The 13,494-nt window shown below is 72.3% G+C and carries 12 protein-coding genes; 8 read left to right on the forward strand and 4 right to left on the reverse strand.

The genetic code is table 11. The features are described from left to right. Window positions 1–7 precede the first annotated feature (7 nt). Genes K8U61_RS11125 through K8U61_RS11145 form a run of 5 tightly spaced genes read left to right on the forward strand, consistent with a single transcriptional unit; the run spans window position 8 to window position 6,038 of the window. Entirely contained in the window at window positions 8–439 is a 432-nt protein-coding gene (locus K8U61_RS11125) for an NUDIX domain-containing protein (protein ID WP_224123088.1), read from the forward strand. After that, window positions 436–1,365 (forward strand): SMP-30/gluconolactonase/LRE family protein, encoded by a 930-nt coding sequence (locus K8U61_RS11130; RefSeq protein ID WP_224123089.1) that lies wholly within the window; start codon window positions 436–438, stop codon window positions 1,363–1,365. Before K8U61_RS11125 ends, K8U61_RS11130 begins: the two co-directional genes overlap by 4 nt. A 19-nt stretch (window positions 1,366–1,384) precedes the next feature. After that, on the forward strand, window positions 1,385–3,295 hold the full coding sequence (dxs, locus tag K8U61_RS11135) for a 1-deoxy-D-xylulose-5-phosphate synthase (protein WP_224123090.1): 1,911 nt from the start codon (window positions 1,385–1,387) through the stop codon (window positions 3,293–3,295). Continuing rightward, window positions 3,270–4,505 (forward strand): gluzincin family metallopeptidase, encoded by a 1,236-nt coding sequence (locus tag K8U61_RS11140; protein ID WP_224123091.1) that lies wholly within the window; start codon window positions 3,270–3,272, stop codon window positions 4,503–4,505. Before dxs ends, K8U61_RS11140 begins: the two co-directional genes overlap by 26 nt. 48 nt (window positions 4,506–4,553) lie before the next feature. After that, entirely contained in the window at window positions 4,554–6,038 is a 1,485-nt protein-coding gene (locus K8U61_RS11145) for an amino acid permease (RefSeq protein WP_224123092.1), read from the forward strand. A 39-nt stretch (window positions 6,039–6,077) separates the two neighbouring features. On the opposite strand, the gene katG is transcribed toward K8U61_RS11145, so the two are convergent. Both katG and K8U61_RS11155 read right to left on the reverse strand, forming a co-directional pair. After that, on the reverse strand, window positions 6,078–8,300 hold the full coding sequence (katG, locus tag K8U61_RS11150) for a catalase/peroxidase HPI (RefSeq protein WP_224123093.1): 2,223 nt from the start codon (window positions 8,298–8,300) through the stop codon (window positions 6,078–6,080). A gap of 49 nt (window positions 8,301–8,349) precedes the next feature. Continuing rightward, a complete protein-coding gene (locus K8U61_RS11155) occupies window positions 8,350–8,781 on the reverse strand; it encodes a Fur family transcriptional regulator (protein ID WP_224123094.1) in 432 nt (143 codons plus the stop codon). A gap of 77 nt (window positions 8,782–8,858) precedes the next feature. Here K8U61_RS11155 and K8U61_RS11160 point away from each other — a divergent pair, with 77 nt between their 5' ends. The 3 genes from K8U61_RS11160 (at window position 8,859) to K8U61_RS11170 (ending at window position 11,662) form a co-directional block, all read left to right on the forward strand. Next, window positions 8,859–9,767, forward strand: a complete 909-nt coding sequence (locus tag K8U61_RS11160; protein WP_224123095.1) for a homocysteine S-methyltransferase family protein — start codon at window positions 8,859–8,861, stop codon at window positions 9,765–9,767. 78 nt (window positions 9,768–9,845) lie between these two features. After that, complete coding sequence (locus K8U61_RS11165) at window positions 9,846–10,781, forward strand: carbohydrate kinase family protein (RefSeq protein WP_224123096.1); 936 nt, start codon at window positions 9,846–9,848, stop codon at window positions 10,779–10,781. Further along, on the forward strand, window positions 10,778–11,662 hold the full coding sequence (locus K8U61_RS11170; protein WP_224123097.1) for a 1-phosphofructokinase family hexose kinase: 885 nt from the start codon (window positions 10,778–10,780) through the stop codon (window positions 11,660–11,662). The genes K8U61_RS11165 and K8U61_RS11170 overlap by 4 nt, the downstream gene beginning before the upstream one ends. A gap of 13 nt (window positions 11,663–11,675) precedes the next feature. Here K8U61_RS11170 and K8U61_RS11175 read toward each other — a convergent pair whose 3' ends face one another. Further along, window positions 11,676–12,512 carry a carbohydrate ABC transporter permease gene (locus K8U61_RS11175; RefSeq protein ID WP_224123098.1) on the reverse strand — a complete coding sequence of 279 codons (837 nt, stop codon included), beginning with the start codon at window positions 12,510–12,512 and terminating at the stop codon, window positions 11,676–11,678. After that, on the reverse strand, window positions 12,512–13,477 hold the full coding sequence (locus K8U61_RS11180) for a carbohydrate ABC transporter permease (protein WP_224123099.1): 966 nt from the start codon (window positions 13,475–13,477) through the stop codon (window positions 12,512–12,514). The genes K8U61_RS11175 and K8U61_RS11180 overlap by 1 nt, the downstream gene beginning before the upstream one ends. Window positions 13,478–13,494: the final 17 nt, after the last annotated feature.

Consider the following 13,494-nt stretch of genomic DNA (forward strand, 5'->3'; position numbering starts at 1 on the left):
TGGCCGCATGCACCGCTTCGCGAGCGTGATCCTGGTCGACCCGCGGGGGTGGCTCCTGCTCCAGGAGCGCGACGAGCACCCCGTCATCGACCCCGACACGTGGGGCCTGGTCGGCGGGCACGTCGAGGACGGCGAGGACTACGAGCCCGCGGCCTACCGCGAGCTCGAGGAGGAGACCGGCATCCGGGTCCCACCCGGCGGGCTGCGGCTCTGGCGCGAGCTGCAGATCTTCCACGAGGCCTACGGCACCCTCGACACGATGCAGGTCTGGTACGCCGCGACCAACCTGACCGACGGGGACGTCGTGGTCGGCGAGGGCCGGCAGATCGTCTTCGTCGAGCCGGCCGCGGCCCGCGGCCTCGTCCTGGCGGCCAGCGCCGCCGTCGTCGTGCCCGGCTTCCTGGACTCTCCGGCTTACGCCGCCATACTCGACGCGTGACGAGCGCACTCGAGGTCATCGCCGTTCCCGGTCCCGGTGCGGAGGACGTCGTCGTCGGCGGGCCCGGCCCCGACGAGGGGGCGGTCTTCACCGGCACCGAGGACGGCAGCATCTTCCGGGTCTCCCACGACGGCCGCCGCATCGACCGGGTCGCCCACACCGGCGGCCGCCCGCTCGGCATCGAGATCGACCTCGACGGCCGGCTGCTGGTCTGCGACGCCCACCGCGGCGTGCTACGCGTCGACCCGCGCACCGGCGCGATCGAGGACGTCGCGGACCGGATCGACCGGGCGCCGATGATGTTCTGCAACAACGCCGCGATCGCCGGCGACGGCACCGTGTGGTTCACGGACTCCTCGCTCCACTACGGCATCGAGCAGTGGAAGGACGACTTCGTCCAGGACACCCGCACCGGGCGGCTGGCCCGGCTCGGCACCGACGGCACGATCGAGGTGGTCCTCGAGGGGCTCGCCTTCGGCAACGGCGTCGCGCTCGCCGCGGACGAGTCGTACGTCGCCGTCGCCGAGACCGGCGCGCGCACCGTCGTACGGCGATGGCTGACGGGGGAGAGGGCCGGCACCCGCGACCTCCTCGTCACCGACCTGCCCGGCTACCCCGACAACATCGCCCGCGGCAGCGACGGCCTGATGTGGGTGTCCATCGCCAGCCCCGTCGACCCGCTCGTCGAGCGGCTCCAGAAGGCGCCGATGCCGGTCCGCAAGGCCGTGACCCGGATCCCCGAGCGCCTCCAGCCGGCACCGAAGCAGACCGTCCGGGTCCAGGCGTACGACGACGCCGGCACGCTCGTCCACGACCTCGACCTGCCCGCGACCGGCTACCACATGGTCACCGGCGTCCGGGAGCACGACGGCCGGGTCTGGCTCGGCAGCCTCCACGAGCCCGCGATCGCGGTCGTCGAGCTGTGACCTCGTAGACTCGCAGGCTATGGGCACCCTCGACTCGATCACGTCGCCGCGCGACCTGCGCGCCCTCGATGACGCGCAGCTGGACGGCCTCGCGAGCGAGATCCGGGACTTCCTGATCACCACGTGCGCGCGCACGGGTGGTCACATCGGGCCCAACCTGGGCGTCGTCGAGCTGACCCTGGCGATCCACCGGACCTTCGACTCCCCGCACGACCGGATCGTCTTCGACACCGGCCACCAGGCCTACGTCCACAAGCTGCTCACCGGCCGCAAGGCGGGCTTCGAGAAGCTGCGGCAGGAGGGCGGCGTCAGCGGCTACCCGAGCCAGGGTGAGTCCGAGCACGACATCGTCGAGAACTCCCACGCCTCGACCGCGCTCAGCTACGCCGACGGCCTGGCCAAGGCCTTCACGATCCGCGGCGAGGACCGCCACGTGGTCGCCGTCATCGGCGACGGGGCGCTCACCGGCGGCATGGCCTGGGAGGCGCTCAACAACATCGCCGTCGCCAAGAAGAGCCGCCTGGTCATCGTCGTCAACGACAACGGCCGCTCCTACACCCCGACCATCGGCGGCCTCGCGACCGCGCTCACCTCGCTGCGCACCAACCCGCGCTACGAGAACGTCCTCGACATGGTCAAGCGGCGCCTCAACGCCGTCCCCGGCGTCGGGCCGGCGGCGTACGACGCCCTCCACGCCATGAAGAAGGGCGTCAAGGACGCCCTCGCCCCGCAGGGCCTCTTCGAGGACCTCGGCCTCAAGTACGTCGGCCCCGTCGACGGCCACGACCGCGTCGCGATGGAGCAGATGCTCGCCCAGGCCAAGCGCTTCAACGGGCCGGTCATCGTGCACGCGATCACCCGCAAGGGCTACGGCTACGACCCGGCGGAGCGGCACGAGGCCGACCAGTTCCACGGCCCGGGTCCCTTCGACGTGCAGACCGGCGCCGAGAAGCCCAAGGGGCCGATCTGGACCGACCACTTCTCCGACGCGATCGTCGAGATCGGCCACCGCCGGCCGGACGTCGTCGCGATCACCGCGGCGATGATGCACCCGGTCGGCCTGGACAAGTTCGAGGCCGCGTTCCCCGACCGCACCTTCGACGTCGGCATCGCCGAGCAGCACGCCGCGACCTCCGCGGCCGGGCTCGCGCTCGGCGGCCTGCACCCGGTCTTCGCGGTCTACGGCACCTTCCTCAACCGCGCCTTCGACCAGGTCCTCATGGACGTCGCGCTGCACCGGTGCGGCGTCACCTTCTGCCTCGACCGCTCCGGGGTCACCGGCGACGACGGCGCCAGCCACAACGGCATGTGGGACATGTCGATCCTCCAGGTGGTGCCCGGGCTGCGGCTCGCCGCGCCCCGCGACGCCGCCCGCCTCCGCGAGCTCCTCGGCGAGGCGGTCGAGGTCGACGACGCCCCCACCGTGATCCGCTACCCCAAGGGCCCGCCGCCCGCCGACATCGAGGCGGTCGGCAAGGCCGGCGGCGCCGACGTGCTCGCCCGCTCCGGCCCGCAGGACGTCCTCGTGGTCGCGGTCGGCTCGATGGGCACCGTCGCCGTCGACGTCGCCGACCGCCTGGTCGCGCAGGGCATCGGCGTCACCGTCGTCGACCCGCGCTGGGTCAAGCCGGTCGACCCGGCGATCATCGACCTGGCGCGGCAGCACCGGCTCGTGGTCAGCATCGAGGACAACGGCGAGACCGGTGGCTGCGGCGCGGTCCTGCTGCAGACCCTCAACGCCGCCGGCGTCCACACGCCCTTCCGTCTGCACGGCATCCCGCAGGAGTTCCTCTCCCACGCCAAGCGCGACGCGATCCTCGAGCGGATCGGCCTCACCCCGCAGACGATCGCGCGCGGGATCGTGGAGGAGATGACCTCGTTGGCCGACGGTCGTTCTCCTCTTGATGTCGACCACCAGGCGCAGGGCTAGCTCGCTGGCCGCGGCCCTCCTCGGGCTCGCGGCCCTGACGGCCTGCTCCGGCGGCAGCGACGGCAGCTCCGCGACGCCCTCCGCGACGTCGGCGCGCGACATCGCCCGGACGATCGGGACGGCGCTCGACGCCCGCGCGGACGCCGTACGACACGCCGACAACGCCGCCTTCCTGCGCCAGGTCGGCGGCGGGCGGGTGTTCCGCGACCAGCAGCAGACCTGGTACGACGACCTCACCCAGCTGCCGATCGCGGTGCTCCGCTACCGCGTCGACCCCGCCTCGCTTGTCCGGGACGGCGACGCCTACTGGGTGACCGTCCGCCAGGCCCTCCAGCTCGACGGGTACGACGCCGCGCCGGTCGTCACCGAGGACCGCTACCGCTTCGCGGCCGCGCCGCACGACCCCGACCGGATGCGGCTCGTCTCGGTGACCGACGCCGAGTGGGAGGCCGAGCACGACGTCCGTCCGCAGCCCTGGGACACCGGCGCGATCCAGGTGCGCCAGGCGGCCGGCGTCCTCGGCATCTTCGACGCGGACTCGATCGACGCCGCCCCCGCGCTGCTCACCTCGGTCGAGGAGGGGATCTCGGCGGTCGCCGCCCGGGTGCCCTACGACTGGTCGCGCACCGTCGTCGTCTACGCGCTCTCCGACGAGACCTTCCTGGACAGCCTGGAGGACCTGCCCGGCGACGACCCGGGCGACCTCGACGCGGTGGCGTTCCCGGTGGGGGAGAGCACCCGCTTCGTGCTCAACCCGGCGATGCTCGACCGGCCCGGGCCCGACCGTGACCGGCTGGTCCGCCACGAGCTCACCCACGTCGCCGTCGGCGGCCACGACGACACGGCGCCGGTCTGGCTCTCCGAGGGCCTGGCCGAGTGGGTCTCGGTCGCTCCGGTCGCGCCCCAGGACCGCCGGATCCCCGACGAGGCGCTCGCCGCCGCCGAGGCCGGCGTCAGCGACCTGCCCGACGACGAGACGTTCAACGACGAGGACTCCGAGGCCCACTACGGGCTCGCGTGGTTCGCGGTGCAGTACCTCGCGGACACCTACGGCGAGGACGCGCCGTGGCAGCTGCTCGACGCGGTGAGCGCGCCGGGGGCGGACGTCGACACCGTGCTCGACGAGCAGTTCGGCACCAGCACCCACGAGCTGGCCGTGCAGGCGGGTCGACTGATCGTGTCGCTCTACGACCCCTCCGCCGGAGGGTAGGCACACGGGCCGTGTTTCGGTCATGCTCGACCCGGAAAGGGTCGAGCCATGAACGTCCTGCGCACCAAGTCGATCGAGCAGTCCCTCGAGGACACCGACGACCCGGAGTTCAAGCTCAAGAAGAAGCTGACCGCCGTGGACCTCACGGTCTTCGGCATCGGCGTGGTGATCGGCGCCGGCATCTTCACCCTGACCGGCGAGGTGGCGGCCGACTACGCCGGTCCCGGCGTCGTCTTCTCGTTCATGATCGCCGCGATCTGCTGCGCCCTCGCCGCGCTGTGCTACGCCGAGTTCGCCTCGACCGTGCCGGTCGCGGGCTCGGCGTACACGTTCTCCTACGCCACGCTCGGCGAGCTGGTCGCGTGGATCATCGGCTGGGACCTCATCCTCGAGCTGATGCTCGGCGCGTCGGTCGTCGCCCAGGGCTGGAGCACCTACCTCGTCACCTTCCTCGACGAGATCGGCCTGGGCTGGCCGGACTCGATCGGGCCGGCCGACTCCGAGCACTTCAGCTGGGGACACGTGAACCTCGCCGCCGTGCTGCTGATCGCGGTGCTCACGACCCTGATCGCGGTCGGCATCAAGGAGTCGCTGCGGGTCAACCTGGTGCTGGTCGGCATCAAGCTCTTCATCGTGATGTTCGTGATCGTCGCGGGTCTCTTCTACGTCAGCGGCGCCAACTACCACCCGTTCATCCCGCCGGCCTCCGACCCGATCTCGGGGAGCGGCCTGACCCAGCCGCTCATCCAGTGGGCGTTCGGCATCGAGCCGCAGACCTTCGGCGTCCTCGGCGTCATCTCGGCCGCGTCGGTGGTCTTCTTCGCCTACATCGGCTTCGACGTCGTGGCGACGACCGCCGAGGAGGCGCGCGACCCGCAGCGCGACCTGCCGAAGGGCATCATCTTCTCGCTGCTCATCTGCACGGCCCTGTACGTCGCGGTCGCGCTGGTCATCACCGGGATGGTGCCCTACGACAAGATCGACCCCTCCGCCGCGCTCGCCACGGCCTTCCGCGACGTCGGCAAGAGCGGCTTCGCGACGCTGATCTCGGCGGGCGCGGTCGCCGGTCTCACCACGGTCGTGATGACGCTGATCATCGGCGCCGTGCGCGTGCTCTTCGCGATGAGCCGCGACGGCCTGCTCCCGCACGCCTTCGGCAAGACCAGCCCGACCACCGGCACCCCGGTCCGGATCACCGTCACCATCGGCGTCGCGGTCGCCGTCATCGCCGGCTTCACGCCCATCGACAAGCTGGAGGAGATGGTCAACATCGGCACCCTGACCGCCTTCACGCTGGTCTCGATCGCGATCCCGGTGCTGCGTCGCAGCCGCCCCGACCTCGAGCGCCCGTTCCGCGTGCCGCTGAGCCCGGTGCTGCCGATCGTCTCGGCCCTGGTCTGCGTCTACCTGATGCTCAACCTGTCGATCGAGACCTGGCTGCGGTTCCTGGTGTGGATGGTCCTCGGCTTCGTCATCTACTTCGCCTACGGGCACAGCCACAGCCGGGTCCGCGAGGTCGAGAAAGCACGCTGACCCGGCAGAAAGTCTCTGCCGGGTCAGCGTGGGGGTGCGTCAGCTCAGGTCGAAGCGGTCGTTGTCCATGACCTTGACCCACGCGGCCACGAAGTCGGCGACGAACTTCTCGCGGGCGTCCTCGCTCGCGTAGACCTCGGCCAGCGCCCGCAGCTGCGAGTTGGAGCCGAAGACCAGGTCGACGGCGGTGGCCGTCCACTTCAGGTCGCCGGAGGCGACGTCGCGGATCTCGTAGACGTTCTCCTCCGACTCCGAGGCCTTCCACACCGTGCCGGTGGCCAGCAGGTTGGCGAAGAAGTCGTTGGTCAGCACGCCGGGGCGGTCGGTGAGGACGCCGTACGACGAGCCGCCGACGTTGGCGCCGAGGGCCCTGAGGCCGCCGACGAGGACGGTCATCTCCGGAGCGGTCAGCTCCAGCAGGTAGGCCTTGTCGACCAGCAGCACCTCGGGCTGGAGCTTCTCGCCGGCCCGCAGGTAGTTGCGGAAGCCGTCGGCGCGCGGCTCGAGCACCGCGAAGGAGTCGACGTCGGTCTGCTCCTGGGTGGCGTCGGTGCGGCCGGCGTGGAAGGGCACGGTCACCGTGACGCCAGCGTCGGCGGCGGCCTTCTCGACCGCGGCCGAGCCGGCCAGCACGATCAGGTCGGCCAGGGACACCTGGGCGCCGCCGGCGCCGTTGAAGTCCGCCTGGATCGCCTCGAGCTTCTCGAGGACCGAGGCGAGCTGCTCGGGCTGGTTGACCTCCCAGCCGCGCTGCGGCTCGAGGCGGATGCGCGCGCCGTTGGCACCGCCGCGCTTGTCGGTGCCGCGGAAGCTCGCGGCCGACGCCCACGCGGTGGAGACCAGCTCGGCGACCGAGAGGCCGGAGTCGAGGATCTTCGCCTTGAGGGACGCGACGTCGGCGTCGGAGACCGCCTCACCGGTCGCGGCCGGCACCGGGTCCTGCCAGAGCTGGAGCTCGGGCACCCACGGGCCGAGGTAGCGGGCGACCGGGCCCATGTCGCGGTGCAGGAGCTTGTACCAGGCCTTCGCGAAGGCCAGCGCGAACTCGTTGGGGTTCTCGAGGAAGCGTCGCGAGATCTTCTCGTACTCCGGGTCGAAGCGCAGCGCGAGGTCGCTGGTGAGCATGGTCGGCTTGCGCTTGGGGGAGTCCGCGGTCGGGCCGGGGATGATGTCCTCGGCGTCCTTCGCGGTCCACTGGTGCGCGCCGGCCGGGCTCTTCGTGAGCTCCCACTCGTAGCCGAAGAGGATCTTGAAGAAGTCGTTGCTCCACCGGGTCGGGGTGGTGGTCCAGGTGACCTCGAGACCCGAGGTGATCGCGTCGGCGCCCTTGCCCGAGCCGAAGGAGCTGGTCCAGCCGAGGCCCTGCTCCTCGAGGCCCGCGGCCTCCGGCTCCGGGCCGACCAGGTCGGCGTCACCGGCGCCGTGGGTCTTGCCGAAGGTGTGGCCGCCGGCGATCAGCGCGACGGTCTCCTCGTCGTTCATCGCCATCCGGCCGAACGTGTCGCGGATGTCGCGGGCCGAGGCCAGCGGGTCCGGGTTGCCGCCCGGGCCCTCCGGGTTGACGTAGATCAGGCCCATCTGGACCGCGCCGAGCGGGTTGGAGAGGTCGCGCTCGCCGCTGTAGCGCTCGTCGCCCAGCCAGGTGTCCTCGGGACCCCAGTAGATCTCCTCCGGCTCCCACACGTCCTCGCGGCCGAAGCCGAAGCCGAACGTCGAGAAGCCCATGTCCTCGAGCGCGACGTTGCCGGCGTAGACGAGCAGGTCGGCCCACGAGATCTTCTGGCCGTGCTTCTGCTTGACCGGCCACAGCAGGCGCCGGGCCTTGTCGATGTTGGCGTTGTCCGGCCAGCTGTTGAGCGGGGCGAAGCGCTGCGCGCCGTCGCCCGCGCCGCCGCGGCCGTCGTAGATGCGGTAGGTGCCCGCGGCGTGCCAGCTCATCCGGATGAAGAGCCCGCCGTAGTGGCCGAAGTCGGCCGGCCACCAGTCCTGCGAGGTGTTGAGCACCTCGACGATGTCGCGGCGGAGCTCGGCGAGGTCGAGCTGCGCGAAGGCGTCGGAGTAGCGGAAGCCCTCGTCGAGCGGGTTGACCTTCGAGGAGTGGGCGTGGAGCACGCTCAGGTCGAGCTGGTTGGGCCACCAGTCCTTGTTGCTGTGCGGGCGACCGCCGGTCTTCGGCGTCGGCGCGTCGATCGCCGGGTTCTCGCTCTCGCTGCCGCCGTGGGCAACGGGGCATCCGCCCTCGGTGGTGCTGTCCTGGCTCATCGGGTTCCTTCCCAAGGTTTCACGGGGGATTTCACTGCTTCATGGGGATTCACTGCGGTCGTGCGGTGGAGCAGGAGGGGCACAGGCCCCAGTAGATGACCTCGGCCTCGTCGATCACGAAGCCGTGCTGGTCGGAGGCGTCCAGGCAGGGGGCCTCGCCGACGGCGCAGTCGACGTCGGCGATGGCACCGCAGGACCGGCACACCACGTGGTGGTGGTTGTCGCCGATCCGGGTCTCGTAGCGCGCGACGGAGCCGGTGGGCTGGATCCGGCGCACCAGACCGGCGGCGGTGAGCGTGTGCAGCGAGTCGTAGACCGCCTGGTGCGACACCGACGGGAGCTCGCGGCGCACGGCGCCGATGATCGAGTCCGTGTCGGCGTGCGGGAGCCCGGAGACGGCGTCGAGCACGGCCAGTCGAGGTCGTGTCACGCGCAGCCCGGCTCCGCGCAGCTGCTCGGAGAGGTCGGGAGTCGTGGTCACGCGTCGATCTAAGTCCGCTTTCCTGAATGAGTCAAGATTGGGGATGCCCCGGGCGTGTCCCGGTGCCACCATGAGCCATGGCCACTGCCCCGAGCTGGCTCGCCGGCGCTCGACACGTGAGCGACGGCGGCCTCGAGACCGACCTGATCTTCCACCACGGCGTCGACCTCCCCGAGTTCGCCGCCTTCCCGCTCGTCGAGGACGACGCGGGCCGAGCGCTGCTGCGCGACTACTACGACGGGTACGCCGCGGTCGCGCGCCGGGCGGGCGCCGGACTGACCATGGAGTCGCCGACCTGGCGGGCCAACCCCGACTGGGGCGCGCGCGTCGGGTACGACGCCGCCGGCCTCGACCGGGCCAACACGGCCGCGATCGGCTTCCTGCGCGGGCTCGCCGACGGCTACGACCTGCCCGACGTCCGGGTGATCGGCGCGATCGGTCCGCGTGGCGACGGCTATGTCGCGGGCGAGCGGGTCGACCCCGACGAGGCCGCCGACTACCACTCCGCGCAGGTCGCCGCATTCGCCGGCGCGGGCGCCGACCTGGTCGCGGCGTACACGCTCACCGGCGCCGAGGAGGGCATCGGCATCGTCCGTGCCGCGCGGGCCGCCGGCGTACCCGTGCTGGTCGGCTTCACCGTCGAGACCGACGGCCGGCTGCCCGACGGCACCTCGCTGCGGGAGGCCGTCGAGCGGGTCGACGCGGCGGCCGAGCCGGACGGGTACGTCGTCAACTGCGCCCACCCGACCCACATCGCGCCGGGCCTCGAGGCCGGCGACTGGCTCTCGCGGATCGTGCAGGTCAACCCCAACGCCTCGACGATGACCCACGAGGAGCTGGACGCCGCCGAGGAGCTGGACGAGGGGGACCTCGGCCTGCTCGCGTCGTCGCTGACCGCGCTGCGCCCGCAGCTCCCGTCGCTCGGGATCGTCGGCGGGTGCTGCGGCACCGACGCGCGGCACGTGGCGGCGCTCTGGGGGGTGTGAGCGGGAGCGTGTGAGCGCGGGCGCACTCCGTCCTGCGCATTCCACCGCGGCGCCCGTCGGAGCCGCCACAATGCGCACGTGACCCGTGACCGTGCTCATGACGTGGTGGTGCTCGGCGACGCCAACCCCGACCTCGTGCTCCGCGGCGACGTGGTGCCGCGCTTCGGGCAGGCCGAGCAGCTGGTCGACGCGGCCGACCTGACCCTCGGCGGGTCGGGCGCGATCATGGCGGCCGGCCTGGCGCGGCTCGGCGTGGACGTCGCGATCGTCGCGGCCGTCGGCCGCGACCCCTTCGGCGACCTCGTCCTCGGGATGCTCGAGGAGCACGGTGTCGCGACCGATCTCGTCGTCCGCCGCGGCGACCTCGGCACCGGGCTCAGCGTCGTGCTCTCCGCCGGCACCCGGGCGATCCTGACCCACGCCGGCGCCATCGGCAGCCTGACCGCCGCGGACGTCCCGGCCGAGGCCGTCGCGGCCGCGCGGCACGTGCACGTCGCCTCGCCGTACCTCGTCACCCGGCTGCGCGCGGACCTCCCGACGGTGCTCGCCGGCGCCCGGTCGAGCAGCGTCGACACCAACGACGACCCGGCCCGCGCCTGGGCCGACCTCGCGGCGCTCGCGGACGCGGCCGGGACGCTGCTCCCGAACGACGGTGAGGTCGTGCTCTGGGCGCAGGCCCTCGGCCACCGGACCGACGACTGGCTCGACGCGGCGGCGTACGTCGCGTCCCGGGGCGTCGAGGTCGTGGTCAAGGCCGGCGCCGAGGGCGGCGCGCACGTCACGGCTGACGGCGTGGTCCGGCAGGAGCCGGCCCCCGTGACGCCGGTCGACACGACCGGCGCCGGCGACACCTTCGACGCCGCCTGGGTCGCGGCCCGGCTGGCGGGGGAGCCGCCCGAGCGGGCGCTGCGCTGGGCGGTCGCGGCCGGCACGCTCTCCACGCAGGGCGTCGGCGGTACGGCGGCGCAGCCCGACCGCGACACCCTGCTCCGCGCGGTCGGGGTGCTGCCGTGATCCGCTGCGTCGGGCTGAGCCCGGCGGTGGACCTCACCTACGAGACGTCGGCCCCGCTGCGCGCCGGCGCCATCACCCGCCCGACCGCCGTGCACCGCCGGGCCGGCGGCAAGGCCGCCAACGTCGCGCGCGTGGTCGCCGCCCTCGGCGGGGAGAGCGTGCTGGCCGGGATCGTCGCCGGCCAGCCGGGGCGGTGGCTCGGCGAGCTCGCCCGCGCCGAGGGGCTCCGCACCGACCTGGTCGAGAGCGAGCACGGCGAGACCCGGCTGTGCACGACCGTGCTCGGCGACCCGGCGCCCACCGAGCTCTACGAGCCGTCCGGCCCGGTCGACACGGCCGCCTGGGCCGAGCTCGTCGCGCACGAGGCGGCCGCCGACGCCACGTGGACGGTGGTGTCCGGCTCGGCCCCACCGGGCATCGGCCACCACGACCTCGCCGTCCTGCTCGCGGCGGCCGCGCGGCAGCGGCCGGTGGCGCTCGACGCCCACGGGCCCGCCGTTGCCACGGCGCTCGCCTCGGGCGTCCCGGTCGACCTGCTCAAGGTGAACCGCCACGAGGCCGCCGGCCTGCTCCGTCGCCCCGACGACACGGCCCCCGAGGACCTGGCGACCGGGCTCGCGTCGTACGCCGGCAGCCCGGTCGTGGTGGTCACCTGCGGTCCGGACGGTGCGGTCGCGGTGGACCGCGACGGCGTACGACGGGTGGCGGCCGGCCCGCACGGGCGGCACCCGACCGGGAGCGGTGACGCCTTCCTCGGCGCGCTCGTGCTCGACCTGGCCGCCGGGCACGACCTCGACACCGCGCTGGTCGCGGCGGCCGCCGCCGGCAGCGCCAACGCGCAGGCGCCGACGGCCGGGGACGTGAGCGCGCTCAGCCTCTGAGCCAGCCGGCGGGTCAGCCCTTCAGGCCGCTGAAGGTCATCGTCTGCACGAACTGCTTCTGCGCGACCACGAAGCCGATCAGCAGCGGCAGGGTCGCCACCACGTTGCCGGCCATCAGCAGCTGCCACTGGGTGCGGCGTACGCCCTGGAAGTTGGCGAGCCCCAGCTGGAGGGTGAACGAGTCCTGGTTGTTGATCGCGATCAGCGGCCAGATCAGGTCGTTCCACGCGCCGAGCAGGGTGAAGATCGCCAGGGTCGCGAGCGCGGGCTTGGCCAGCGGCAGCACGATCCGCCAGAAGACCTGGAGCCGGTTGCAGCCGTCGAGGAGCGCGGCCTCCTCGAGCTCGACGGGCAGCGACAGGAAGAACTGCCGCATCAGGAAGATGCCGAAGGCGCTGGCCAGCCAGGGCACGAACGCCGCGGCGAGCGAGTTGGTCAGGTGCAGCCGACTGAACATCACGAACGTCGGGATCATCAGCAGCTGGATGGGCACCATGATCGTCGCGACGATCAGGAAGAACGCCGCGCCACGGCCCACGAAGCGCAGCCGGGCGAAGCCGTAGCCGGCCAGGCTGCACAGCACCAGGTGCGCGACGATCGCGATCACCGAGACGATCGTGGTGTTGAGCAGCCAGCGCAGGATGTCGGAGTCCTGGAAGAGGCCGGTGTAGCCGGCGAAGGAGATCCGGCTCGGCCAGAAGCGCGGCGGGTAGTGGTTGATGTCGCCGGCGGGCATGAAGGAGCTCAGCACCATCCACACGAGCGGCAGCGCGAAGAGCAGCGCGGTCGGCATCAGCAGCAGGTGCCAGCCGGAGAAGGGCAGCACCCGGCGGGCGCGGGCGACGGCCATCAGAAGGCCTCCGTCCCGGAGCGGCGGGCGTACCAGACGAGCAGCCCCGTGAAGACCATCGTCACCGCGAAGACGCAGTAGGCGAGCGCGGATCCGTAGCCGGCGTGGAAGAGCTCGAAGGCCTGGCGGTAGAGGTAGTAGACGATCGTGACGGTCGCGTCGCCCGGTTGGCCCTTCGTCGTCGTGTAGACGAGGTCGAAGAGCTGGAGCGCGGTGATCGTCTGCCAGATCGCGGTGAAGACGGTCACCGGCGCGAGCTCCGGCATCGTCACGTAGCGGAAGACCGAGATCGGGCCGGCACCGTCGACGACGGCGGCCTCGACGACGTCGTTCGGGATGCTCTGGAGCGCCGCGAGGTAGATGACGACGTTGAAGCCGACCTCGCCCCACAGGCAGATCAGCACGAGCACCGCCATCGCCTGGTTCGGGTCCTCCAGGAAGCCCTGCTGCGGCAGGCCGAGCACCCGCAGCAGATTGTCGGCGATGCCGTACGTCGGGTCGAAGACGAAGTTGGCGAGGATCCCGGTGGCGGCCGCGGAGGCGACGAACGGCACGAAGATGCAGGTCCGGTAGAACCACTGGAAGCGCAGCGGCCGGTTGAGCGCGACCGCCAGCAGGATGCCCGCGACGATCGACGTCGGGACGAAGAGCGCGGTGAAGAGCAGCGTGTGCTTGGCCGCCTCGAGCGCGTTCGGGTCGTCGAGGATCAGCCGGTAGTTGTCCCACCCGACGTTCTCCGCCGGCGAGATGAGGTCGGCCTTCTGGCGGCTGATCACGAAGGCCCAACCGGCCGGGAAGACCGAGAGCCCGACCACGATCACCGACGCCGGCAGCACGAAGCCCCAGCCGGTCAGCTGCTCGCGCCAGGTACGTCGCGACCGAGGCGGCTTGGCGCGACGGCGGCGCGCGGGCGTCGACTCGCCCGCCCCGAGCCCGTCGGGTGCGCGGACCTGCGTCGCGGTCACGTGGTCCTCCTCGCTCG

The organism is Nocardioides mangrovi, from assembly GCF_020073815.1.
GTDB lineage: Bacteria > Actinomycetota > Actinomycetes > Propionibacteriales > Nocardioidaceae > Nocardioides > Nocardioides mangrovi.

Excerpts from the sequence above, each read along its gene's own strand:
- K8U61_RS11175 (WP_224123098.1), bottom strand. The coding sequence starts at position 12,512 with ATGGCCGTCGCCCGCGCCCGCCGGGTGCTGCCCTTCTCCGGCTGGCAC.
- katG (WP_224123093.1), bottom strand. The coding sequence starts at position 8,300 with ATGAGCCAGGACAGCACCACCGAGGGCGGATGCCCCGTTGCCCACGGC.
- K8U61_RS11125 (WP_224123088.1), top strand. The coding sequence starts at position 8 with ATGCACCGCTTCGCGAGCGTGATCCTGGTCGACCCGCGGGGGTGGCTC.
- K8U61_RS11160 (WP_224123095.1), top strand. The coding sequence starts at position 8,859 with ATGGCCACTGCCCCGAGCTGGCTCGCCGGCGCTCGACACGTGAGCGAC.
- K8U61_RS11140 (WP_224123091.1), top strand. The coding sequence starts at position 3,270 with ATGTCGACCACCAGGCGCAGGGCTAGCTCGCTGGCCGCGGCCCTCCTC.
- K8U61_RS11145 (WP_224123092.1), top strand. The coding sequence starts at position 4,554 with ATGAACGTCCTGCGCACCAAGTCGATCGAGCAGTCCCTCGAGGACACC.
- dxs (WP_224123090.1), top strand. The coding sequence starts at position 1,385 with ATGGGCACCCTCGACTCGATCACGTCGCCGCGCGACCTGCGCGCCCTC.